The sequence below is a fragment of the Sunxiuqinia dokdonensis genome (genome assembly GCF_001270965.1).
GTDB lineage: Bacteria > Bacteroidota > Bacteroidia > Bacteroidales > Prolixibacteraceae > Sunxiuqinia > Sunxiuqinia dokdonensis.
On sequence record NZ_LGIA01000184.1, the window covers coordinates 1 to 22,208 of the forward strand.

Sequence of the window (22,208 nt, forward strand, 5' to 3'; positions counted from 1 at the left end):
AAGACACCCTGAACTGGGAATTTGTATCGATGGAAGATCCGGTGCTGGTGCAAAAGGGCTACGAGCCGCCCATTCACAACTTCTTTATTGAAACGCCCGAAGGTGAGGATATCAAGGACTTTTTTCTGTACGATGAGAGTTACACCTTCTTCTACATCGCCTATAATCTGGAGAAAGCGGATATATCCAAGATGGCCGCAATTAACGAACTGGCTCGCTATGCCGAAGAAAAAGGCATGAACTTCATCGGGCTGACCTCGTCGATGTTTGATGAGATTGACGAGTTCCGCGCGGAGCATGACATTCCTTTCGAGCTGTTCAATGCCGATGAAATCACGCTGAAAACCATGATCCGCTCCAACCCGGGACTGATGCTGATTAAAAACGGAACAATTCTGGAAAAGTGGCACTACAATGACATTCCGGACCTGGAGGAATTTGAAATGCAGTTGGCGTACTTCAAGCAGTTGGGAAAGTAGCCGCGGCCAACTGTCCCTGCTTGAACCGGCAAATCTGAATGTCTATCGGGATGAGGTTTTTCGCCCGGGATCAGCCCCTGTTGATTGCACGGCTTTGGGGCTTCCGATCATTGTCGTGTCAATTCGGATAGTCGCGGGCCCACCCGGATTGATCAGCATTCCTTTCGATTGCCATGCTGCAAGCCTGCGGGAGGCAAGCCAACGAATTTGTTGCCTTGCCGCACGCCTGCGGGAAGCCAGCCACAAAAATTTCTGCTTTGTCGCACGGCTGCGGCAGGCCAGCCACAACATTTTTTGCATGTTACACGGCTGCGGCAGGCCATCAAAAAAAATTTCTTCCGTGTTGCAGCGCTGCGGCAGGCCAGCCATAACATTTTTTGCATGCTGCACGGCTGCAGGAAGCCAGCCACAAAAATTTCTGTCTTGCCGCACGGCTGCGGGAAGCTTTCAAATCAGATCGTTATGGGTGTTAGACTATTGCGATGAGGCGATAACCCGCTTTTCATAAGGCTTGCGGACGAAAGCCCTCAAGGGTCAGCTACTCCGCCAGTTGATCGGATGAGCTTGAAGTCATTCGATCAATAAATCAAGCTAACCTATGATCGCTATTTCAAATAATATTTTTAATTTCAAAAGCCTTTTGAGGCGGTTCTTTGGAAAAAGAGAAAGCCTTTGGTATGTTCAAAATGAATAAGCGGTCAAGCGGTTATCGCTTCGCTCAAACGTAGGTGAAGCGGAGGTTTGGGCTAAAGCCCAGCTTACGTTGCTACAATGGCCCGACCCTGAAGGGCCGGGTTACTGATTGGTGCGGCACTCGTAGTCAGTGGTAGAAAGATGATGAGTACCATCACTAACCCCCGGATTTATCCGGGGGAGACGAGACAGTGCACGAAGAGGTTTGGGCTAAAGCCCAGCTTACGTTGCTACAATGGCCCGACCCTAAAGGGCCGGGTTACTGATTGGTGCGATACGCGCAGTCAGTGGAAGAAAGATGATGAGTACCATCACTAACCCCCGGATTTATTCGGGGGAGACGAGACAGTGCACGAAGAGGTTTGGGCTAAAGCCCAGCTTACGTTGCTACAATGGCCCGACCCTGAAGGGCCGGGTTACTGATTGGTGCGGCACTCGTAGTCAGTGGAAGAAAGATGATGAGTATCATCACTAACCCCCGGATTTATCCGGGGGAGCTGAGACAGCCTGCAACAACAGGGCTTTAGCCCAAAAATCTGATTCAGGCAACCCCCGATCTACCAGTCGGTTCGTTTAATCCAGTCGACCACAAACTTGGCGTTTTCGTAGGGAATGTCGGGCAGGAACCCGTGGCCCAGATTGAAGATCCACTTGCTGTTCTTGTGGAAAAAGGTCTTGAATTTCTCCAGCTCTTTCTCAATTTCTTCCTGGCTGGCGTACAAATGCCGTGGATCGAGGTTGCCCTGCAAGCCCACTTCGGCATGAACGATTTCGCGCGCATCTTCAATGGGCATTTGCCAGTCGATGCTCACAAAATCAGCCACATCGGGCGTCACGTATTTCAATCCGGTGCCAATTCCTTTGGGGAAAAAGATAAAGGGCGTGCCGGTTTCGCGAACGGCCTGGCTAATCTGTTTCACGGCAGGCATGAATAATTCATTGTACAGCTCAACCGGAATGAGGTTGGCATGCGTTTCGAACAACTGGAAGGCATCGATGCCGTGTTCAATCTGCTTTTTGGCGTAAACGACCGACAAGTCGGCAATGGCATCAATTACCCGTTTGGCCTCTTTTTTATGCTGAAACAAAAACTTAATGGCATCCGGGAAGTTGGGGTTGGAACTAATTCCCTGCAACATGTAGCACATGGTGGTCAGCGGCGCTCCGCAGAAACCAATCAGCGGGATGTTCGCGGGCCGTTGGCGGATAATTTCGTCGATGGCCCCGTAAATGTAGTCGAGCTTGGCCGGATCGGGGTTCAAATGGTCGGCCGGATTGGCCAGCCCTTTCAGCGGCTTGTTGAACACCGGCCCGTGATCGGTAAATTCCAGCTCCATGCCCATGGCGTTGGGTATGACCAAAATGTCAGAGAACAAAATGGCGGCATCAACGCCCAAATCGTGTATCGGCATCAGGGTCACTTCGGCAGCCAGTTTGGCATCATCCATCAATTCACGAAAGGTATATTTTTCTTTCAACTGATTGTAGTTGGGCAACACGCGCCCGGCCTGGCGCATAAACCAAACCGGTGGTCGCTCGGTTTGCTTTCCCTGAAGTGTATCTAAAAATATGGATTGCATCATCTTTGTGGTCATTTATCGTCATTCATTGTCATTTGTTGTCATTCATTGCTGGATTCCTGATCTATTTGGTATCTAATATCCGGCATCTAATATCAAGTATCCAGCATCCAGCGTCGATTATCCAGTTACACGCTTTTTAACGCTTGCTCGTTGGCTGCAATAATTCGGGCGATGTCTTCATCCGTGTGTGCATCTGAAATGAAGAGGCACTCGAACTGCGATGGCGCCAGGTAAATGCCACTTTCCAACGATTTCTTGAAATAGCTGGCGTATCGGGCTGTATTCGAAGTCATCGCATCCTCAAAACTTTTCACCGACTCGTTGTCGGTAAAGAACAAGGTCATCATGGAGCCAATCCGGTTGATCACACCGGCAACGCCCGTTCGGTGCAGGTTGGCTTTGATTCCTGCTTCGAGCATAGCCGCTTTTCGCTCCAGCTCATCGTAAATCGATGGGCTGTTTTTCAGCGTGCTGAGCATGACGCTTCCGGCAGCCATGGCCAGTGGGTTTCCCGACAATGTTCCGGCTTGGTAAACCGGGCCATCAGGTGCCAGCTTGTCCATGATTTCGGCACGGCCGCCGTACGCACCAACAGGCAGTCCGCCGCCAATAATTTTTCCAAGCGTGGTCAGATCGGGTTCTACGCCAAAACGTTGCTGGGCACCGCCCGCTGCCAAACGAAAGCCGGTAATGACTTCATCAAAGATGAGCAGGGCACCGTACTTCTCCGTGATTTGTTTCAAGCCTTTCAGAAAACCTTCTTCGGGTAGCACCACGCCCATGTTTCCGGCAACAGGCTCCAGTATGATGGCGGCAATGTTGTCGCCATGTTTCTGAAACAGCTCTTGCACTGACTCCAGATTATTGTAGTCGGCCGTCAGGGTATCTTTTGCTGAAGCTTTGGTTACGCCGGGGCTGTCGGGCAATCCCAGGGTAATGGCTCCTGAACCGGCTTTAATCAAAAAGCTGTCGGCGTGGCCGTGGTAGCAGCCTGCAAACTTCACCACCAAATCGCGGCCCGTGAAACCGCGAGCCAGGCGCAGCGCACTCATCGTGGCTTCCGTTCCCGAGTTCACCATCCGCACTTTTTTTACCGAAGGCACCATGCTGGTGATCAGTTCCGCCATTTCATTTTCGATGAGGGTAGGGGCACCGTAGCTGGTTCCCCGTTCGGCGGCTTGCTGAACGGCCTGTACAATTTCTTCGCGGGCGTGTCCCAAAATCATCGGCCCCCACGAGGCGACAAAGTCCAGGTATTCGTTGCCATCAATGTCCCAAATTTTAGCGCCTTTGGCTTTGGCGACAAAGACCGGATCGGCCTGCACGCTTTTAAAGGCACGCACCGGCGAGTTCACACCTCCGGGGATGAGTTGTTTTGCTTTTTGAAATGCTTGTATGCTTTTATTCAGTTCCATCTTTTTAGTTTCGAGTTTCAAGTTCCGAGTTTCGAGTTCCGAGTTTCAAGTTTCGAGTTTCGGGTTTCAGGGTTTCGGGTATCAAGTATCTAGCATCCAATATCAAGTATCTGGCATCTAGTATCCAGTATCCCGCATCCCGCATCTAGACCCGATTTCCTTTTTCGAGTTCGCTTAATACAAATTCTTTGGCGTGGTAGGTAATGATCACATCGGCTCCGGCGCGTTTCAGCGAAGTCAGGATTTCCTTGATCAGTCTTTGCTCGTCAATCCAGCCGTTGGCCGCTGCTGCTTTCACCATCGAAAATTCACCGCTCACGTTGTAGGCGACCACAGGAACATTGTAGGTCATTTTCACGCGGCTAATGATGTCCATGTAGCTCAACGCCGGTTTAACCATCACCATGTCGGCCCCTTCTTCCAGATCAGCCTCCACTTCACGCAAGGCTTCATCGGCATTGGCCGGATCCATTTGGTAGGTGCTGCGGTCGCCAAATTGCGGAGCACTTTCGGCGGCATCGCGGAAAGGTCCGTAAAAGCCGGACGCGTATTTGGCCGAGTAAGCCATGATGGGTGTGTTGGAAAATCCGTTGGCATCGAGCGCTTCGCGAATGGCAGCCACGCGGCCGTCCATCATGTCGCTGGGCGCAATGATGTCGGCGCCTGCCTTGGCCAGCGTTACCGACTGTGCAGCCAGTGTGACCAGGGTGCTGTCGTTGTCCACATCGCCATCCATAATGGTTCCGCAGTGACCGTGTTTGGTGTATTCGCAGTTGCACACATCAGCCACAATCATCACCTGGGGCAGTTCCGCTTTGATGGCACGAATGGCTTGCGGCACAATCGCGTCGTGCTGGCAGGCTACTTCGCCGGTTTCGTCTTTTTCAGCCGGAATACCAAACAGCAGGATTTTGTCGACCCCTGTTCTTGTTACGAGGTCCCTCACTTCTTCAACCAGCTTGTCAATTGACAGCTGAAAATTGCCGGGCATCGATTTGATCGGGTTGGCAATATTTTCGCCCGGAAGAACAAAATAAGGCATAATCAGGTCGTTGCGGTTGACCTCGGTTTCGCGCACCATATTTCGGATGGTGGCGGTTTTTCTTAGTCTTCTGAGTCGTGTGATTGGAAAGCTCATATTGGTCTTTTTTTAAATTTTTACTTTCGATTGATAACAGCGAATGGTTGCCTCGGCCAGGCCTTTGTAGCTGGGGTCGTTGGCCGTTGCCAAAGGTTCAGTCCCGTATTTTCTGATCTCGGCCGTGGTGGTTGTTCCAATGCTGATGAAACGCAATTGATCCGGCGTTGTTTTTAGCTTCTGGATCAGGCTTCGAACGGCCGACGGGCTGGTGACCAGCAAAGCGTCGTAGGCTCCCTGGTCAATGCTGTCAAGTATTTTGGAATCGATATCGGCAGCAGCATGGGTTTGGTAAACATTGACCCGGTCAACGGGTGCTTTTTTGCCCAGTTTTTGCTGAAGCGTATCGGGTGCCAGGTTACCCAAAATCACCAGCACTTTTTCATTGTTTTGAAGTTTGGGCATAAATTCATCCACAAAATCATGTGCCGATTTTCCGGAGCCGATAAAAGCTGGCTGTAAATTAAACTGCTCCAGCTTTTGGGCGGTTTGTTCGCCCAGCGCAGCTATTTTGCAGGGAACCTTCGGGTAACTGTCGGTGAAAGGTTGCACGGCATTTTTGCTGGTGAAAATCAGCCAGTCGTATTGGTCGATGTTTTTTTTGAGCTGAAAGGGAAGTGGCGAAATCTCAATGACAGGCATGGAAAGTACCTTGGCACCTTCGTTCGTGAGCATGGTAACCAGCTCGTCCTGCTCTTTTTCAGGATAGGTGCAAACGAAGGTTCTGCCTTTTAATATGTCATTTTTTTTTGTCACTGTTTTGTTTGATGCTGGATGCTAGATACTTGATGCTTGATGCTTGATGCTTGATCCAGGGATCTTGATGTTCAATATTTTTAATCGACAGCGCTTGGTCGGATACTGTCGAGGATTTCTTTGCCGCCGGCATCCAGAATCAGTTGGGCCAGCTCAATCGCTTTCTCTGACGCTTCATCAAGTGTTGTCTCAACCGATTTTTTGATGCGGATTTTTCCATCCAGGCTGGCCACCATGCCTGTCAACTTGATTCGGTCGCCATTCACTTCTGAAAAGCAACCTACCGGCACCTGGCAGCCGCCCTCCAACTCGCGCAGGAGCGAACGTTCGGCCAGCGTAGTTGCCCGGGTCGTCTCGTCGGTCACGGCATCCACCAGCAGTTGGGTGTAGTCGTCGTCTTCTCTGATTTCGATGGCTACCGCTCCCTGGCTCACGGCGGGCAGCATCACGTCAGTATCTAAAAATTCCGTGATCACTTCGTCGTAACCCAGTCGTAAAATGCCGGCACCAGCCATAATCAAGGCATCGCAATGCCCGTCGTTCATTTTTTTCAGGCGCGTTTCCACATTACCACGAATATCTACAATCTGCAAGTCTGGCTTGTAATGCAACAACTGCGCTTGTCTCCGCAGGCTGGAAGTAGCAATTTTATCGCTGGCTGTAAACTCCGAAAGTTTACGTCCATCTTTTGAGATAAAAACATCGCGGACATCAGCCCGTTTCAGCATGCCTCCAACAATCAGGTTTTCGGGTAGTTCGGTGGGCAGGTCCTTCAGGCTGTGCACGGCCAGATCAATCTTGTTGTCATATAAAGCCTGTTCAATTTCTTTCGTAAAAAGTCCTTTGTCACCGATTTTCGACAATGCCACGTCCAAAATTTTGTCGCCTTTTGTCTTGATGATTTTCAGTTCGAACTGGAGTGTGGGATGGGCTTTTTCCAGTTCGCTCTTTACGGTTTCGGCTTGCCAAAGGGCCAGCTTGCTGCCGCGTGTTCCTATTTTGATTGTTTTTTTAGTCATGGGAAGGGGAGAAGAGGTCGTTGATTACTTTAATGTATTCGGTTTTTCGGCCGTTATCGCTGATGTTTTTTAGGTTGCGAATCATGGATTTGACGAGCTTTTCAGCAATGTGCTTGCCGTACTTTTCCATGTTTTGGTATTCTTCTTCGTTATGAAATTTTTTGAAGAGGGCCAGTTCCGACTGGTTAATTTCATTCACCCCAAGCATAATGTTTTGAATGGCAGGTGAAAGGTTTTGGATGCTTAACCAATCGCCAAATTCATTGGTTTTTTTAGCGATGATCTTTTCAGCAGTAGCGACATAGGTTTTCTTTTTTTCCATGTTTTGCGCGACTACTTCTTCCAAATCATCAACATTATAAAGGGTAATATTTTCTTGTACCGCAATTCTGGGGTCGATATTGCGTGGTACGCCCAAGTCGATAAAGACGGTTTGCTTTTCGGTGTTCTCGGTGCCCAAAATTTCAGGGGTGATTAGCGGGGCTTTGCAGGAAATGGAGCTAACGACAATGTCGGCAGCACGAACGGCCGAGCTCAATTCGTTAAAATCGTGCGCTGTGCCGTAAAAACGTTGGGCAAGCTCTTCGGCTTTGGAGGTAGTGCGGTTCGTAACCACAATGTTTTGGCAGCCTTTTTTGTAAAGGTTTTTAATGACTAATTCGCCGGTTTCGCCAGCGCCAATCAGTAATATTTTTTTATCGGGAAGTTGTTCGAAAATGCTGCTGCACTTTTCTACGGCTGCGTAGCTCACGGAGAATGCGCCTGTACTCATCGCGGTTTTCGTGCGGACTTGCTTTCCCGTTTCCAGTGCTTTGTGAAACAACCGGGTGAGGATTTTGCCGGCCGAGCCAATTTCTTCGGCGTGGCTGATGGCTTCCTTGATTTGCGAAACAATTTGATATTCGCCCAGCATCATCGACTCCAAGCCGGATACAACCCGAAACAGATGATTAACAGCGTTTTTTGTTTCGTATTGGTAGAAATGAGATTCGAATCCGTCCTCTTCGTTGATGTGCTTTTTCAAGTAGTGAAAAAGGATATGAAAAGCTCCGGGAGAACAGCATTCTTCGGCGGTGAAATACAATTCGGTGCGGTTGCAGGTAGAAATGATGACGAGTTCACCAATATTCTTATTTTTCAAAATGGTTTGTGACAAATCGGTGTACTCTTCCTTGTTTAAAGCAAATTTTTCGCGAATATGTACGGGTGCCGATTTATGACTTAAGCCTACTACTCCAATCATGCGTGTTGAAAATAAATGAACGTTTGGTTATTGATTTCTTGAATGAATGTACTAAGAAACCAAAGCCGGTGGAGAGAGGCCACAGTAGGTGTGGTAATTTTCGAATGAATAGCTATGATGTACTAAACTAAAGATCGTTTTGCCAGGCGGAGAATAGGTTGTGAAGCTATCAAGTTGTTGTTTGTCAGCTTGATATTGTCTTTGATCTTTGTCGCTATTTTCATCAGTTTGGTGAAAATGACAACAGTTGTCCGTCTTTACTTCTTGTTTGTTGGGGTTTTGGTATTCGATTGTTTTTTCAGCGACCACTTCTTCTTCAGCACCAGCTTTCATGTTCACCCCCAATGTGAGGACAAACAAAGCACCCATCAATAAGAGGTAGGGCATGAAAGAACCGGCTAATCCAAGAAAAAACATAGCGATCGTTTAAATTTGCAGCAACAAAATTAATAATGTCTGTCGAAAATCAGGCATGATTGGGTTGATATTAATCAATTAATTGACATGTTTAAGAAATGCCATTTCGCCTATGCGTGCGAACAAACGGTTTCAAGCCTTGTTTCGACCCCGACAAATTTCAACTTACAAACAAAACAGCCTGAATTTAGTTTTCAGAATTTGTCTATTTCTGCGGAACTTTGTACCACTTGTTGATGGGAGTAGGGGGCGTGTAGCTTTCTAAATAATTAATTGCCTCCTCGCTGTTGTTGGCGACAAAGTAGAGCTCCCGGTACGAGGGCTTGGCGAAGTTTTCTTCGAAGGAACGTTCAAACTGTTGAAACAAATGGTTGTAAAAGCCATTGGTGTTGATAAAAACAATGGCTTTGCTGTGGTAATCGAGCTGTTTGAGGGTGATGACTTCGAGAATTTCTTCTAGCGTGCCGAAACCACCCGGCAAAGCGATGAATGCGTCGGACATTTCGCGCATGATGGATTTGCGCTCCATCATATCTTTTGAGATGATGAGTTCTTGTGCGTACTCGGAGGCCAGTTTGTGTCCGTTCAGTTTTTCAGGCAAGATGCCTATGGTTTGCCCGCCTGCTGCCACCACTTCTTTTAATACGGTTTCCATCAACCCCACATTGGCGCCGCCATTAACCAGCGTCATTTTTTGCTGTCCAATGAGGTGTGACAAATGAATGGCTTCGTCGATATAAGCCGGATCGATGGCATTGCTTGAGGAGGAGAAAACACAGACTTTCATACAATAATTATTGGTTAAAAGAAGAATGCCATCTTTGCAGACGGCATTCCGTTATTTTATTTTAGGCGTCAATATTGGCATACACCGCATGATCTTCGATAAACTGGCGGCGTGGCGGAACTTCGTCGCCCATGAGCATGCTGAAAATATGATCGGCATCAGCCGCATTTTCAATGGTCACTTGGCGAAGTGTGCGGCGTTCCGGATCCATGGTGGTTGACCACAGCTGTTCCGCGTTCATTTCACCCAAACCTTTGTAGCGCTGGGTGTGTACCTGCGATTCTTTTCCGTCTGCCCACTCGTTAATCAGTTGCAGACGTTGCTGGTCGTTCCAGGCATAGGCTTCGCGTTTACCTTTTTTGATTAAGTATAATGGTGGCGTCGCAATATAAAGATAACCCGCCTTAATCAGGTCATTCATGAACCGGAAGAAGAAAGTCATAATCAGCGTGGCAATGTGGCTTCCGTCCACATCGGCATCGGTCATGATGATGATTTTGTTGTAGCGAATTTTCGACATGTTCAGCGCTTTGGAGTCTTCTTCCGTTCCGATTGAAACGCCAAGAGCCGTAAAGATATTCCGGATTTCTTCGTTGTCGAATACTTTGTGTTGCATGGCTTTTTCAACGTTCAGAATTTTACCCCTTAAAGGCAAAATGGCCTGAAAGCGACGGTTTCGGCCTTGTTTAGCTGTTCCCCCTGCCGAGTCACCCTCAACCAGGTAGATTTCGCATTCAGCAGGATCTTTGTCTGAGCAGTCTGCCAATTTACCGGGCAGTCCACCGCCCGACATCACATTTTTGCGCTGCACCAGTTCACGGGCTTTGCGTGCAGCATGACGTGCCGTCGCGGCCAAAATTACTTTGTTGACAATGGCTTTCGCCGCTTTCGGATTCTCTTCGAGGTAGTAAGAAAGCATTTCGCTCACGGCCTGGTCAACCGGAAGGCTGACTTCGGAGTTTCCTAATTTTGTTTTTGTTTGGCCTTCAAACTGGGGTTCCTGTACTTTTACTGAAACAACGGCGGTCAAGCCTTCGCGGAAGTCATCACCACTAATATCGAACTTCAGTTTCGAAAGCATGCCAGATGTCTCGGCGTAACCTTTCAGCGTTCTGGTCAGTCCGCGCCGGAAACCAGTCAGGTGGCTACCGCCCTCGATGGTGTTGATGTTGTTGACGTAAGAGTGGATATTCTCCGAGAATGAAGTGTTGTAATGCAAGGCGATTTCAACGGGGATTCCGGCTTTTTCTGATGAAATATGAATGGTTTCGTCAATCAGTTTTTCGCGGGCACTGTCCAGAAATTCAACAAACTCCTTCAATCCTTCTTCAGAGAAATAATCGTCTCTCTTGAAGTTTCCCAGCTCGTCCGTCTCACGTTTATCTATCAAAACCAGCCTGATTCCGGCATTCAGGAAAGCCAGTTCCCGCAATCGGGCCGACAGGATCTCATATTTATAAGTTGTGGTCAGAAAAATAGTGTCATCGGGTTTGAAGGTCACGATGGTTCCTGATTTTTCTGTTTCGCCAACCTGTTTCACTTCATACTGGGGAACGCCTTTACGGTATTCCTGCATCCAGATTTTTCCGTCGCGGTGAATTTCAGCGGTCAATACGGTTGATAATGCATTGACACAGGAAACACCTACGCCGTGCAAACCACCGGAAACTTTGTAACTGTCTTTGTCAAATTTACCGCCCGCATGCAGCACAGTCATGACTACTTCCAGGGCCGATTTGTTTTCTTTGGTCATTTTTTCGGTAGGAATACCGCGACCATCGTCGGTTACCGTAATTGAATTATCTTCATTAATGATGACTTCAATATTGTTGCAATAGCCTGCCAACGCTTCATCAATTGAGTTATCGATGACCTCGTAGACCAGGTGGTGAAGTCCTTTTTCATTTACATCGCCAATGTACATGGCCGGACGCTTGCGTACGGCTTCCAAACCTTCCAGTACCTGAATACTGTCTGCAGAATAATTTCCGTTTCCTTTACCGTTATTCTGCTTATTTTCTATTTCACTCATCTATTCTATGTTTGGTTTATTCAAAATTGATTCTATTTATCGCAGCAAATGATAAACGCTCCATTCGCGTTCGATTCCGTATTCCAACGCTAAAATGCCATTTTTATTTTGGGCTGATATGAGAAAAGAGTCTAATTTTCAGTTGATTAAATATCATTCTGCGCTTTAAGTTCGTAACGAACAAATATAGCAAAAATATGCACAAAAGCGGCCTGATTTCCTGACGGAAAAGGCGAAAGTTTTCAACAAATTATTAAGTTGTAAGCGACTGTCATTTAGACGGTTGTATTTGCGTTCAGGGCCAGATGAAATTTTAATTCGTTTTTTGCTGATTTTCTGTTTTTTTAAAAAGAAAGGCTTGCACCAACCAATACATTAAAACCCTGTTGCGCATATCCCAGCCAGTTTTCGTATTTCTGGAAGGCGAAGTTGTTCATCCTTCCAAAGAAACTCAATTGCGGACTGTATTGATATTCTACGCCAAAGTTAAAATCGACATAGGAGGAGAGCGTGTAGTTCATTTTGTCAAGCTGAACAGGGCCTGCGATGTTGGCTAAAGGATCGAATACCGCACGTTGTGCATAGGCTTGCCGTTTACTCACAAAGAAGATGTCGGCATTAAATTTCACGGGCCCTTCCGGGTTCAGAATGGTTGAAATTCGCCATTCGAAGTCGGGTTTGTGCCAGGCTTGCTCCAGCGAATCCAGTGAGTAGCTGAAGTGTTTTCCCTGGACGTGGAAATTGAGAAAGTCGGAAGCCGTGTAATACAACTCAAGTTCGAGTGTTAATTGTTTCAAATCGTCGTAAAAAATATCAAAGGTGTTGGATCTATTAAGTTGATACGTTGTTTCTGATGTCGCAAGTACCTCGGTTTCTTTTAAAATGTAGAAGTGTTCGTCTTTGATGCTGGCGTAATCGACCTGTGCACGGTAATTGAATCGCGGAGCAAATTTTCCCTTGATACCGCCGGATAAAATGTACTGATGTTCCGTGTTTCGGATGTCCTGGGTCGGAGTCACAAAACGGTTTTCGGCGGCAATGGCCGAATAGTGGTTTTGCTGCAAACGGCCGTCTGCTCCGGCAAACAAGGTCATCATGTTTTCAACCGGTGACCATTCGGCTTTGATATTTGGCGTTATCAAAAGCCGGGCATCATCATCGTCGTCAAGCAAGGCGAAGGTGTGAATGCCGGCCTGCAACTTGGCGATATCGCCCTGAAGAAGGATTGCCGGGCTGAGGTTGATCAGAACCTGTTGCTTGTTGCCAGCCGAAGAGGTGATTTCCTTGATGATGCCATCGGTTTTCAGGTAGCTCACCGAAGCGGTCAGTAATCCTTCAAACGTATTGTAATCTTTTTTGAATCCGGTTCCCAGCTTGATCAGGTTTTCAGTCTGGTCTGTTTTGGTTCCGAAGTGATGGAAGTACAAATTCAAATCGTAGTTTAAATCAGCACGCGTGTCTTCCTCATTGTTCAGGTTGAATTGAAGGCCACCTTTTGCGAAAGCTTGTTGCTCATTCCAGTAGGGAAACAGGGCTTCTTTTTCCTCGTTGGAAAGCTCGTCTCCAGCATAACCATAATAGCGATGCGCCTGGCGGTCGAAAAAGAGTTTGGTACTGAGGGCTGATCTTCTGAAAAAATGTTTGGTAAACAACTCTGCGACATTTTCACTGCGGGGAGCATCTACTTTGTCGTCGTTCATCAATTTCACTGATCCGTGCGACGACAGGTGTTTGAAATGCAATCCAAAAATGGAATTTCTCCCGGCTTCGGTGTTGAAGAAAAACTCTCCATAGGGGGTTTTGTAATTGCCAAAGCCCGCTTTTAGCAGCCCTTTTCCCAATTCTGCCTTGGGTTCACCCACCATTTGCGCGGCTTGTACCGGGGCCACTTCAAAAGTGCTAAATACGGGCTGTGTGCTAATTTTATATTCAAATACAGGTTTTTCGCCTTTTTCATCCTGAATTTTTGGGATGTCGTTGATTTTAAACACATCCGAAACACTGGGCTCGTAGGCTTTCACCACTTCAACTTCCTGTTTCAGGTTGGTGCTGTCCTGCTGTGCCGAGGCGTTGACGGCGGTAAGCATGACAAGGAGAAATACAGGCATATAGTTAAGAAATGACTTGCTCATGTTGCTTGATTTTACTGTTCGTTAATGTCGATTTGCATTGGACGCTTTCCTTCTTGTTCTTCCTGCTCATCCAAACTTTCGAGGTGTTGCAGCTTGGCCTGGCCAGTCTCAATGATCCCGTCGTCGGTTTCCGGGTAATTTTCAACAATGCTTTTCAGGGTGTGCCTGGCTTGAAAACGATCTCCCTGGCTTAGGTAAATGTCTGACAGCAGGATGAAACTTCTGGCGAGCCAATATTGGTGTGGGGTGTTTTTCGAAATGAAATCCATCACCTGCTCTTCGGCGGCTGCCAATTGGTTTTGTGTGTATAGAATTTCAGTAAGCAGATATTTGGCTTCGGCTCCTTCTTCCGATCGGGTGTCTTCAGCCAGGTTGCCCAGTATTGGTAGCGCTGCGTCCAGTTGCTTGGTTTGATAATATGATTTTGCCAGCTTGTAATTGGCTTCGCGTTTGAGAACGTCGGTCAGCTTTTCGGAGCTCAGCAATGTTTTTGCGGCATCAATGCACGCCTGGTAGTTGCCGAGGTTATAATGGCTGCGCATTTTTCCGGCCCTTGCTTTCAGCAGGTTCCACTGGGTATTCGAAATATTTTCAAGCCGTTCGTAATAGCTTAAAGCTTGTTCGTAGTTCGCTGCGTTAAACTGCAATTCCGAAGCTTTTTCCAAAGCTGGCTCGGTGAAAATATTCTCGCCTTTGGCAAGCACCCACTCATAATCTTGCAAAGCCAGGGCGTATTCCTTGTCGGTGTACCGTTGTTCGGCCAGATAAAAATGTGCATTCAGGCTGAAACTTCCATTGGGGTATTGCCGGAGGTAGCGTTCCAGTTGTGATTTGGCTTGCTCGTCGCGGGCCATGTAGGATTTCTCGGCTGCAAGGTAGGTCAGCGAATCCTGCTCAGAAACCGACACCTGGACGCCGGAACCCAGTCGCTCAGCATAGGCGAAGTAGGCGTCAACATTGTTGAGTTCGATGTAGTTATTTTTGATGCCCAGCAGGGCCGACTGTGCTTCCTGACTGTTTGGATATTCTTCCACAACTTGCTTGTAGGCGTCGAGCGATTGGTTAAACTGCGACTGGTTATAGAGCACCAAGCCCAATTGCAAAATGGCTTTTGGGCGGTAGCTGCTTTGCTGAAAGTCGTTGATGATATCGCGGTAATAACCTTCGGCGGTTTTGGCTTGCCCTGTTCTTTCATACGAGCGGCCCAGTTCGTAAAGGGCATCATCCATCAGGCCTGAGTTGGGGAATGTTTGAACCAGCGTGCGGAGATTGCTAATTTTTTGATCCTGGTCGCGCTGAAGACCCAGGCAGATTGCCTTCTGGAAAAGTGCGTAATCGGCATCGTATTGTTTGAGCCAGAAAGCCTTATCGTAGTTTTTGATGGCGTTGCGAAAATCGCGGTTCACAAAAAAAGAATCGCCCAAACGATTGAATGCATCGGCTACTTTTTGATCCTGATTGTCTTGATTGTTATCCAGATACTTTTGGAATGACTGACCGGCCGCGGTGTAATCTTTCAGCTTAAAATAAGCATAGCCGAGGTTGTAATGTGCGGTTCTAAATTCGGGGCGGGCATTGGCTCCGGGCGTCCTGAGAAACTGATTGAAGCCACTTACCGCCTGCTGATATCTGCCAAGCCGGTAGTTGGCCTCGGCTTTCCAAAACAAGGCCCCGGCTTTAAATTCACCGCTATGTTCGCCGTTGGCAAGCGACTGATCAAACAGGCCGATGGCGGATTCGTAATACAAGTTGTTGAATAGCTCCAGCCCGCGGTAAAAAGTAACCCGCTGGTATGCTTTTCTAATGGAACTGTTTTTTACCTGAATCTTTTCGATCGACTCAATGGCTTCTTTGTAGTTGCTCGTTCCCATGTAAACGTTCACCAGGTAATCGTAAGCGGCATCGTTCCGCTCCGAGTTTGGATAAAGCGCAATATACTTGTCGAATGCCTTGATTGTTTCGTTGAAGGGCGAGTAGGAAAGCTCGTAAGTAATTTTGGCGTAGTTGAACAGGGCATCTTCTTTTATTTCCGCGTTGAAATCCAGCTCCGACGCCGACTCGAAAGCCACGCGGGCTTTGTCTTTTTGTTCGGTTTTAATATAGCTGTCGGCTAAATGATAGTAGGCATTTTGTGCCAGCTCGTCTTTTCCGCGCGCAGCCGTTTCGAGTGGCGCAATCGCTTTGTTGTATTGTCCGGTGGCATGGTATGCGTAGCCCAGTATGTAGTTTTCTTCGGGCACCCGGCTGTTGGTGAAATCAATGTAGGCTTCCATGTAGGGAATGGCCTTGGAAAAGTCTTTCAAATAGAAGTAGCTGCTGCCAATAATTTTTGCCAGTTCGGGCTTTTTGTCTTCCGAAACTTCATCCAGCAAAGGAATCGTAAATTCAATCACCTGGTCATACTGGCCTCGTTTGTAATAAATTTGGCTCATGTAGAAAGGAATCACCTCTGCAAAAGCCGGGTTGTTCTTCAGTTTGTCAAACTCAGACAAGGCAGCATCGTAGTCTTCTTTTAAATAGTGAATGTGTGCCCAGTAGTATTTGGCCGGGCCGGCATACAGGTTGTTGGTATCTTTTATTTTTTCAAATTCGACTTCGGCCAATTGGTATTTTTCGGTTTGAAAATAGGCGTAGCCTTTCTGGTAATGCACTTTTATTTGTTCCTGCTTGTCCAGGCTTGATGACTTTAGTTTTTGATACGATCGGAGCATTTGAGCGTATTTGCCACCGTTGAATTGGGAACTGCCCAGCTCGAACCAGGCTTTATTTTTGTATGGGCTGACCGGATGTTCTTCAATAAATTTTACGATCAATTCTTCACCATTTTTGCTGTCAAGGCGCAAGGCGCACAAGGCTTTGTAGAAGTGCGCTTCCGACTGAATTTCAGATCCGTCATCGGCTTTTTGCGCAATGGCTTCGAATTGTTGCTGGGCAGCAATGAATTTATTTTTGGTGAACAGCTCCTTGGCTTGATGAATGGCGGCTTCGAGCGACGGATAATAAGCCGTTTCCTGCCCGTATCCGGTTATATTGATGCAGTTTAGCAAAAGGACAAACAGCAATATTCTTGTTCTCATAGACTTTGTTTTATTTTTGCCTAAAAATAGCGATTCTGTTTTCTTTTCAAGCGGATTCATCCATTGATTTCTTAACAAAAAACTGTTTGTTTCTTCGCTTTATTATCTGGTTGTTCAAAAAAAACTAGATTTGTAGTCAGTAAACAAATGTCAGCTTTATGAGTTCCGAATCCATAATTTCACTTCAGGATGTTGATATTTTTCAACAGGACCAATTAATCTTAAGCCGTGTTAGTCTGGATATTAAGCCAGGTGAATTTGTGTATTTAATAGGAAAAGTGGGGAGTGGAAAGTCGAGTTTGATCAAGGTTTTGAATGCTGAACTGGATCTTTTTAATGGCGAAGCACGCGTGGCTGGTTTTAACCTGCGTAAGCTCAAACGATCCGAAATTCCGTTTCTACGCCGCAAGCTGGGCATGATATTTCAGGATTTTCGTCTCCTGACCGACCGCAATGTACACGATAATTTGTCGTTTGTGTTGAAAGCTACAGGATGGAAAATTGACAAGGCCATTGAAAACCGGATTAACGAAGTGATGGAGCGGGTAGGCATGAAGTCGAAACTGAAGCGCATGCCACACGAACTTTCCGGCGGTGAGCAACAGCGTATTGTCATTGCCCGTGCTATTCTGAATGATCCGGATATAATTTTGGCCGACGAACCTACGGGCAATTTGGATCCCGAAACATCGGATGAACTGATGCGTATTTTTAAGGAAATCAACCAGCAGGGCAAAACCATCCTCGTGGCCACACACGATTATCACATTTTAAATCGCTATCCGGGACGCACCTTGGTTTGTGCCGAGAATAAATTAAGCGACTCCTCTCAAACCGAAACCGAAGTAGATTTTTCTGATTTGCTGGAAGAGTAGCGGCGTGTTGTTTGTTCATCGGCCAGTACTGATTGGTGGTTGGTTTATTGGGTGTCGAACGATCAAAATCAATTTGTTATGACGAACAATCTGCATATTGCTCTGATACAATGCGAACTGGCTTGGGAGCAGCCGGCTGAAAACAGGAAGCATTTACTCCAGTTGCTGAATGAACTTTCCGAAGAAATCGATTTGGTCGTTTTTCCCGAAATGTTTGCCACAGGTTTTAGTATGCATGTCGAAAAATGTGCGGAGACGATGGAAGGCGAAACCATTCAATGGATGAAGCAATTGGCTGCAGTGAAACAGTTGGTCGTGGCCGGAAGCTTGATGATTCGTGAAAACGGAAATTTTTTCAACCGCTTTGTTTTCGCTTTTCCCGATGGCCAGCTGGAATATTACGACAAACGACACCTGTTTTCGATGGGAGAGGAGCACCTGCATTTTACTGGCGGGCAGACGCGCAAAATCATTCAAATCAAATCATTTCGGATCCTTCCGCAGGTTTGCTATGATTTGCGTTTTCCCGTATTTAGTAGAAACCGGCAGGATTACGATTTGCTGATCAATGTTGCCAATTGGCCGGCACCGCGCCGCGAAGCCTGGCAAACCCTGCTAAAGGCGCGCGCCATCGAGAATCAAGCCTATGTTGCCGGAATCAACCGCGTTGGCCAAGATGCGAATGGGATTAACTACCTGGGCGATACATGTATCGTTGACTCAAAAGGAAAAGTGATGGTTGCCGCTGAAGACAAGAAAGAGCAGATCATTACCGCTAAACTCTCCAAGGATTCGCTGGAGAAATTCCGCAACAACTTCCGTGTTTTGCCCGACGCCGACGATTTCGATCTGAAATGATTCACTTTTGGGAAGCCTTATTTTTTACCACTGAATCTGCCTACTCCGGCACTAATTTTTGATCGTTGAATTTTATAACTATGAATTTAGTTTGAAAACTAAAATATTAGTTGTAGGTTTGAAGTGGAATTCCAATTCAACATTCATTCTTAAAAATTCATCTTATGAAACGAATAGCGACTTTTAAACAGGCAGATTATTTTACCTGATATTTTTTTTACTCACAGAACTAAAAGTTTAGTTTTTTAACTATTCTTGTAGTTCGTTGGCTTGATTTTTGTTATTGATTCAAACTGAAAAAAGAACGACCATGAAAGAATTGACAAAAGCAGAAGAACAAGTGATGCAATTGCTTTGGAAAAAGGAGAAAGCCTTTGTAAAAGAGCTGATTGAGCAGATGCCCGAACCAAAACCGGCCTACAACACGGTTTCTACCATTGTTCGGATTTTGGAAAAGAAGGGCTTTGTGGCTTATGAGGCTTTTGGTAAAACGCACCGCTATTTTCCGCTAATCAGCAAAAAGGAATATACGCGGAAGTACATGAAAAACTTCATGAAAGGTTATTTCAGCAATTCATTTAAGGAGATGGTTTCGTTTTTCGCACGCGAAGACAACATGAGCCTGGCCGAGCTGGAAGAACTGATGAAAGAAGTAGGCAAGGATTTAAACGAACCTAACAACAAAAGCGATGAATAGCTTTATCAATTACATTTTGGAATCGGGCTTAAGCCTGGGAGCCCTGGCGCTCATTTACTATGTGTTTTTGCGCAACGAGACCTTTTTCAAGGCCAATCGGTTGTTTCTTCTTTTTGCTGTTGTTTTTTCAAGCTTACTGCCTTTGCTTCGGTTCAAAGTACTGGGTTCGTCCGGCGCGGGCAACGCGCTTCTGGCCAGTGCCGGAACAACCAACCTGCTGGAAACAATTACGGTGAGCAGCTCCGGCTTTTCCAATTCGCTGGTCAACTGGATTTCAACCAGTCAGCTGTTTGTTTATGCTTATGTACTGGGAGCCACGGTTGTTAGTTTGATTGTGCTCGTGCGCTTGGCTCAACTGGCTTTCGTCATTAAAAACGGCCAGTTGGTCACTAAAAGTGGAATCAACTATGTTTATATCGACGAAAATTCAAGTCCGTATTCTTTCCTCAATTATTTGTTTGTAAGCCGAAACCTGGAAAATCAGCCGGGCTGGGAAAAAATGCTTGCACACGAAAGCGAACATATCCGTCAGGGACACACGGTGGATATCTTAATACTCGAACTCATCAGTATTTTTCAGTGGTTCAATCCATTCTTCTGGTTACTCCGGAGGGTCATTAAGGAAAACCACGAATACATGGCTGACCGGGCAGTATTAAATCAAGGCGTGGCCGTTAATCACTACAAAGCGATTTTGGTCACCCAATTTATTGGTAATCAGTTTTCGATTGCCAACAATTTCAATTCCTCACTCATTAAATCAAGACTAAAAATGATGACAAAAATAAAATCTTCAAACCAAGCCAAATGGCGTTACTTGTTGGGCGTGCTTATGGCTTGTGCCCTTGTGCTGGTTTTTGCCTGCGAAAACAAGGACGAGAATTTTTCTGAAAACCAAACAACTGAACAAGGGATTCAGCTCAAGTCGGCCAATGGTGAACAACCCTTAATTTTAATTGATGGCGAAATGGCTGACCGCGATGCCATGGATAAGTTGGATCCGCAGAATATCTTATCCGTATCTGTGTTAAAAGATGCATCAGCTGAATTGTACGTCGAAAAATATGGCGAGTTGGCTAAAAACGGCGTGATCGATATCACCCTGAAGAGTGGCGCACTGGATTCGAAAAACACCGCCGTAAACGAAGTGGTGGTGGTTGGATATGGCGGACATATTGCTGGTGCTGAAGATCCTAATGTTTTTAATATTGTTGAAGAGATGCCTGAATTTCCCGGAGGTGAGCTGGAAATGCGGAAATTTATAGCACAGCATGTCAAATATCCAGTTATTGCTCAGGACAACGGAATTCAGGGAAAAGTGTATGTCACCTTCGTGGTTGAAAAAGACGGTTCCGTGGGTCGGATTAAAATTGCCCGTGGCGTTGATCCGTCATTGGATGCCGAGGCCATGCGCGTGGTGAACGAAATGCCAAACTGGACGCCTGGGAAGCAGCGCGGCGTCAATGTGGCTGTGGCTTACACCGTTCCGATTGATTTTGTTTTGCAATAGCATGCGACGAAACTATCAATAAGAATAAAGACCGTCATTGCGAGCGGAGCGAAGCAATCTTGATGATTAACAGTCAAAGGATTGCTTCGTCATTCTTCCTCGCAATGACGAGAGCTCCAGACGTTTCAGGGAATTTCATTTAAAACAACAAAGCCATGTTCAGAAATCTAACCCTTGTCTTTTTCCTGTTGATCCCGGCGGTGAGTTTTGCCCAGGATGAAGTCGATTTGTTGCTCTTAAAACAGGAATACGCCAAAGCAATTGATCTGATCGATCAGAAACTTCAGGCCCAGCCAGACGGGGAGTTGTATTTTAAGAAAAGCCTCGCGCATAAGCAGCTCATGGATTATCCTGCGGCCATTGCTGACTTGGATTCGGCCTTGAGTAAGGAACCACTGGCGGTGAGGTATTTGTCCAACAGGGCCGATCTTTTGCAGGCCATGGGTAATCATCACGAGGCCTCGGCTGATTTTGAGCGGGCGCTTTCATTAAACCCAGACGATTTGCTGATGAAGTACGCGCTGGGAAAATCCTGCTTATATCTGAATGACTACAAGAAGGCACATGCTACTTTTTCTGAAATATTGCGTGTTGACTCCACGAACGTAATGTATAAAAAGTATGGTGCACTGGCAGCTTATAAAGCGGATTCGTTTAAAGTGGCTGCCCGTTTGTACGAAAGCTATCTGAAACAAAACCCCAACGATCTGACAGGCTACTTTAATCTGGCGAGTGTGTACGAAAAGCTAAAGGAGAAAAATCGGATGATGATGACTTTGTATCGGGCGGGTCGTCAGTTCCCAAATAACCGGACAATTCAATTGAAAACGGCCAATGCTTCCTTCGAAAATAAAGATTTCCAAATGGCTCAGCGTTTATACCATCAATTCATGACCCGTCATGATACGCTGTTGCCGGTTCTCCTGAATTATGGTATTTGTCTGTATCACAACAAATACACCGAGGACGCCATTGAAATTTTGGAGAAATGTTATTCCGCTGCGCCCAACGATGTTTATGTGAATTTTTACCTTGGGGTGAGCCACAAACGTTTGAATCATTTTGCGCTAGCCTCGAATTATTTGGATTTTGCCATTTATATTTCGGTTCCTGAATTTCATCCGGAAATGTATCATCATTTGGCTCAGGTTTACGGTTCACTGCAGGCGTATGAAAAGTCGATTGAATGTTACCAAAAGGCTTACGATCTCGATTCGCGGAAAGTTGAGGTTTTGTTTGAGATTGCTACCACCTACGAGGAATATAACTTCAATAAAACGCTGGCCATAAATTACTATCGGACCTATTTGTTGGAAGCTGGCGAATCGGCCGAAAATGCGGACTACGCGCTCGATCGGATCCAGCGGATTAAGGAAGAATTGTTTTTTGAAGAATGAAGTTCCCAATGATTAACTCATGTCATTAAATAGTTAATCCTTATGAACTAATATTTACTGGAAATAATTGTTTTTGTCTAATGATTATTTCCAGTAAAGT

Annotated in this window: 17 protein-coding genes and 1 pseudogene; 6 read left to right on the forward strand and 12 right to left on the reverse strand. The window is 46.4% G+C overall.

The annotated features are described in order from the left end of the window. Positions 1–479 (forward strand): annotated as a pseudogene (locus NC99_RS22180) (hypothetical protein); the annotation flags it as partial. A gap of 42 nt (positions 480–521) precedes the next feature. On the opposite strand, the gene NC99_RS16920 reads toward NC99_RS22180, so the two are convergent. The 12 genes from NC99_RS16920 to NC99_RS16975 all read right to left on the reverse strand — a co-directional run bounded on the left by NC99_RS16920 (position 522) and on the right by NC99_RS16975 (position 16,771). Continuing rightward, positions 522–848 (reverse strand): hypothetical protein, encoded by a 327-nt coding sequence (locus NC99_RS16920; protein WP_157624999.1) that lies wholly within the window; start codon positions 846–848, stop codon positions 522–524. A gap of 881 nt (positions 849–1,729) precedes the next feature. After that, the gene (hemE, locus tag NC99_RS16925; RefSeq protein WP_053186499.1) at positions 1,730–2,755 is read right to left on the reverse strand and encodes a uroporphyrinogen decarboxylase; all 1,026 of its coding nucleotides are present in this window, start codon (positions 2,753–2,755) and stop codon (positions 1,730–1,732) included. Positions 2,756–2,880: 125 nt separating this feature from the next. Further along, the gene (gene hemL, locus NC99_RS16930) at positions 2,881–4,170 is read right to left on the reverse strand and encodes a glutamate-1-semialdehyde 2,1-aminomutase (protein ID WP_053186452.1); all 1,290 of its coding nucleotides are present in this window, start codon (positions 4,168–4,170) and stop codon (positions 2,881–2,883) included. 145 nt (positions 4,171–4,315) lie between these two features. Further along, the gene (gene hemB / locus NC99_RS16935) at positions 4,316–5,308 is read right to left on the reverse strand and encodes a porphobilinogen synthase (protein ID WP_053186455.1); all 993 of its coding nucleotides are present in this window, start codon (positions 5,306–5,308) and stop codon (positions 4,316–4,318) included. Positions 5,309–5,320: 12 nt separating this feature from the next. Beyond that, positions 5,321–6,064: a uroporphyrinogen-III synthase gene (locus tag NC99_RS16940; protein WP_053186458.1), complete on the reverse strand. Its 744-nt coding sequence runs from the start codon at positions 6,062–6,064 to the stop codon at positions 5,321–5,323. 80 nt (positions 6,065–6,144) lie between these two features. After that, a complete protein-coding gene (hemC, locus tag NC99_RS16945) occupies positions 6,145–7,083 on the reverse strand; it encodes a hydroxymethylbilane synthase (RefSeq protein ID WP_053186462.1) in 939 nt (312 codons plus the stop codon). Next, the gene (gene hemA / locus NC99_RS16950; RefSeq protein ID WP_053186465.1) at positions 7,076–8,326 is read right to left on the reverse strand and encodes a glutamyl-tRNA reductase; all 1,251 of its coding nucleotides are present in this window, start codon (positions 8,324–8,326) and stop codon (positions 7,076–7,078) included. Before hemA ends, hemC begins: the two co-directional genes overlap by 8 nt. 51 nt (positions 8,327–8,377) lie before the next feature. Then, complete coding sequence (locus NC99_RS16955; RefSeq protein ID WP_053186469.1) at positions 8,378–8,743, reverse strand: hypothetical protein; 366 nt, start codon at positions 8,741–8,743, stop codon at positions 8,378–8,380. A 205-nt stretch (positions 8,744–8,948) separates the two neighbouring features. Beyond that, entirely contained in the window at positions 8,949–9,530 is a 582-nt protein-coding gene (locus tag NC99_RS16960) for an LOG family protein (RefSeq protein WP_053186473.1), read from the reverse strand. Between the two features lie 61 nt (positions 9,531–9,591). Next, a complete protein-coding gene (gene gyrB / locus NC99_RS16965; RefSeq protein ID WP_053186476.1) occupies positions 9,592–11,562 on the reverse strand; it encodes a DNA topoisomerase (ATP-hydrolyzing) subunit B in 1,971 nt (656 codons plus the stop codon). A gap of 344 nt (positions 11,563–11,906) precedes the next feature. Beyond that, positions 11,907–13,694: a hypothetical protein gene (locus NC99_RS16970; protein WP_157625001.1), complete on the reverse strand. Its 1,788-nt coding sequence runs from the start codon at positions 13,692–13,694 to the stop codon at positions 11,907–11,909. Between the two features lie 11 nt (positions 13,695–13,705). Continuing rightward, positions 13,706–16,771 (reverse strand): tetratricopeptide repeat protein, encoded by a 3,066-nt coding sequence (locus tag NC99_RS16975; protein WP_162231248.1) that lies wholly within the window; start codon positions 16,769–16,771, stop codon positions 13,706–13,708. A 158-nt stretch (positions 16,772–16,929) separates the two neighbouring features. Between NC99_RS16975 and NC99_RS16980 the strand changes: the two genes are divergently transcribed. The 5 genes from NC99_RS16980 (at position 16,930) to NC99_RS17000 (ending at position 22,108) form a co-directional block, all read left to right on the forward strand. Continuing rightward, the gene (locus tag NC99_RS16980) at positions 16,930–17,646 is read left to right on the forward strand and encodes a cell division ATP-binding protein FtsE (protein WP_053186484.1); all 717 of its coding nucleotides are present in this window, start codon (positions 16,930–16,932) and stop codon (positions 17,644–17,646) included. Positions 17,647–17,724: 78 nt separating this feature from the next. Then, a complete protein-coding gene (locus NC99_RS16985; RefSeq protein ID WP_053186487.1) occupies positions 17,725–18,504 on the forward strand; it encodes an amidohydrolase in 780 nt (259 codons plus the stop codon). Between the two features lie 310 nt (positions 18,505–18,814). Then, complete coding sequence (locus NC99_RS16990) at positions 18,815–19,201, forward strand: BlaI/MecI/CopY family transcriptional regulator (protein WP_053186490.1); 387 nt, start codon at positions 18,815–18,817, stop codon at positions 19,199–19,201. Next, the gene (locus tag NC99_RS16995; RefSeq protein WP_053186493.1) at positions 19,194–20,711 is read left to right on the forward strand and encodes a M56 family metallopeptidase; all 1,518 of its coding nucleotides are present in this window, start codon (positions 19,194–19,196) and stop codon (positions 20,709–20,711) included. Before NC99_RS16990 ends, NC99_RS16995 begins: the two co-directional genes overlap by 8 nt. A gap of 155 nt (positions 20,712–20,866) precedes the next feature. Further along, positions 20,867–22,108 carry a tetratricopeptide repeat protein gene (locus tag NC99_RS17000; RefSeq protein WP_053186496.1) on the forward strand — a complete coding sequence of 414 codons (1,242 nt, stop codon included), beginning with the start codon at positions 20,867–20,869 and terminating at the stop codon, positions 22,106–22,108. Positions 22,109–22,208: the final 100 nt, after the last annotated feature.

Coding starts and splice junctions, on each gene's coding strand:
- NC99_RS17000 (WP_053186496.1), top strand. CDS start 20,867: ATGTTCAGAAATCTAACCCTTGTCTTTTTCCTGTTGATCCCGGCGGTG.
- hemC (WP_053186462.1), bottom strand. CDS start 7,083: ATGACTAAAAAAACAATCAAAATAGGAACACGCGGCAGCAAGCTGGCC.
- NC99_RS16985 (WP_053186487.1), top strand. CDS start 17,725: ATGACGAACAATCTGCATATTGCTCTGATACAATGCGAACTGGCTTGG.
- NC99_RS16990 (WP_053186490.1), top strand. CDS start 18,815: ATGAAAGAATTGACAAAAGCAGAAGAACAAGTGATGCAATTGCTTTGG.
- NC99_RS16960 (WP_053186473.1), bottom strand. CDS start 9,530: ATGAAAGTCTGTGTTTTCTCCTCCTCAAGCAATGCCATCGATCCGGCT.
- NC99_RS16975 (WP_162231248.1), bottom strand. CDS start 16,771: ATGAGAACAAGAATATTGCTGTTTGTCCTTTTGCTAAACTGCATCAAT.
- NC99_RS16995 (WP_053186493.1), top strand. CDS start 19,194: ATGAATAGCTTTATCAATTACATTTTGGAATCGGGCTTAAGCCTGGGA.
- NC99_RS16955 (WP_053186469.1), bottom strand. CDS start 8,743: ATGTTTTTTCTTGGATTAGCCGGTTCTTTCATGCCCTACCTCTTATTG.
- hemE (WP_053186499.1), bottom strand. CDS start 2,755: ATGATGCAATCCATATTTTTAGATACACTTCAGGGAAAGCAAACCGAG.
- hemA (WP_053186465.1), bottom strand. CDS start 8,326: ATGATTGGAGTAGTAGGCTTAAGTCATAAATCGGCACCCGTACATATT.
- hemB (WP_053186455.1), bottom strand. CDS start 5,308: ATGAGCTTTCCAATCACACGACTCAGAAGACTAAGAAAAACCGCCACC.
- hemL (WP_053186452.1), bottom strand. CDS start 4,170: ATGGAACTGAATAAAAGCATACAAGCATTTCAAAAAGCAAAACAACTC.
- NC99_RS16970 (WP_157625001.1), bottom strand. CDS start 13,694: ATGAGCAAGTCATTTCTTAACTATATGCCTGTATTTCTCCTTGTCATG.
- gyrB (WP_053186476.1), bottom strand. CDS start 11,562: ATGAGTGAAATAGAAAATAAGCAGAATAACGGTAAAGGAAACGGAAAT.
- NC99_RS16980 (WP_053186484.1), top strand. CDS start 16,930: ATGAGTTCCGAATCCATAATTTCACTTCAGGATGTTGATATTTTTCAA.
- NC99_RS16920 (WP_157624999.1), bottom strand. CDS start 848: ATGGCTGGCCTGCCGCAGCGCTGCAACACGGAAGAAATTTTTTTTGAT.